Genomic DNA, 1,452 nt, shown 5'->3' with positions numbered 1-1,452 from the left:
ATCAGTGCCCAGCAGCGCATCCAGATCCCAGCCACGATCAGTGGGGAACGGCGTGATGCCATCACTCTCATCAATGACCAGCCGCCACAGGTCCTCCGGACCCGACACCCCACCGGGGAACCGACACGCCATCCCCACCAGAACGATCGGATCATCGGCGACCGACACCAACGCCGGCACCACAGCCGACCCCGCGACTTGCGGCTCCCCGAACTCACCCGCCAGATACCCCGCCAACCGCGTAACAGTCGGGTAGTCGAACACCACACTGGCGGGCAAGCTCGCCCCGGTCTTGGCTTGTAGCAGGTTGCGTAGCTCGACTCCGGTCAGCGAGTCGAAGCCCAACTCGCTGAACGGCTGGTCACCATCGATCGGCGCACTTGAAGCATGGCCCAACACGGCTGCGGCGGAATCCCGCACCAGCTCAAGCAGGACCTGCGCACGTTCCGCATAGGTCAGTCCGGCCAACCGCTGCCCCAGACCCTCACGACCATCCCGGGTGTTGTTGGCAGCAGGGCGGAGCGAACTGCCGACCAGCGACCGCCACAAAGCCGGGATGTCCTGCTGGGCACGCAAGGTCTGCGTGTTCAGCCGGGTCAGTGCGAGTAGCGGGGAATCAGTGCGGAGTGCCCGGTCGAACAGGGCCATGCCCTGCTCCACGGACAACGGCGGCGTGGCCGAACGAGCGATCCGCTGAAGATCGGTTTGGGACAACGTGCCTACCAAACCGATCTCGGTCGTCCACGGTCCCCACGCCATCGACAGCCCCGGCAGTCCTTGACGGTGGCGCTGCTGCATCAACGCGTCCAAGAACACGTTGCCCGCGGCATAGTTGCCCTGGCCTCCGCCACCCAGCAGCCCACCGATAGATGAGAACGCCACGAAGAGCGACAGATCGAGGCCTTGGGTGAGTTCGTGCAGATTCCAGGCCGCATCGACCTTCGGGGCGAGCACCCGGTCCAGCTGCTCCCGCGACAGCGATCCGATCACACCGTCGTCGACAACGCCCGCGGTGTGCACCACACCCGTCACCGGATGATCCGGCGACACGTTCGCCAACACCTCGGCCAAGGCTTGGCGATCAGACACATCACATGCCGCGACAACCGTCGCGGCGCCCAGCTGCTCCAACTCCGCCACCAACTCTGCGGCCCCCGGAGCATCCATACCACGCCGACTCAGCAGCAGCAGATGCTGAACGCTGTGCTCGGCCACCAGATGCCGCGCCAGCACACCACCCAAACCACCAGTGCCACCCGTGACCACCACCGTTCCCAACCCGCCCAAAACCGGCTCCGGGAAAGTGGAGGATTCCTCGGTGGGGCTGACCCGGGTCAAGCGAGCAGCGCGCAACTGCCCATCACGCAACACCAACTGCGGCTCATCCACGCCCAGCACCTGACCCAGCACCACGGCATCCAGCTCGATGTCGGTGTCGGTGTCGAGCAGAAT

General features: G+C 65.4%; 1 protein-coding gene. It reads right to left on the bottom strand.

Annotated features, from left to right (window positions below):
• Positions 1 to 1,452, bottom strand: a 1,452-nt coding sequence (locus O5O46_RS34930) for a type I polyketide synthase (protein WP_269859711.1), incomplete at both ends; no start/stop codon positions are given.

It is taken from the genome of Streptomyces sp. RPT161, assembly GCF_027533845.1.
Taxonomy (GTDB): Bacteria; Actinomycetota; Actinomycetes; order Streptomycetales; family Streptomycetaceae; genus Streptantibioticus_A; species Streptantibioticus_A silvisoli_A.
This window is presented reverse-complemented; position numbering and strand designations above follow the sequence as displayed.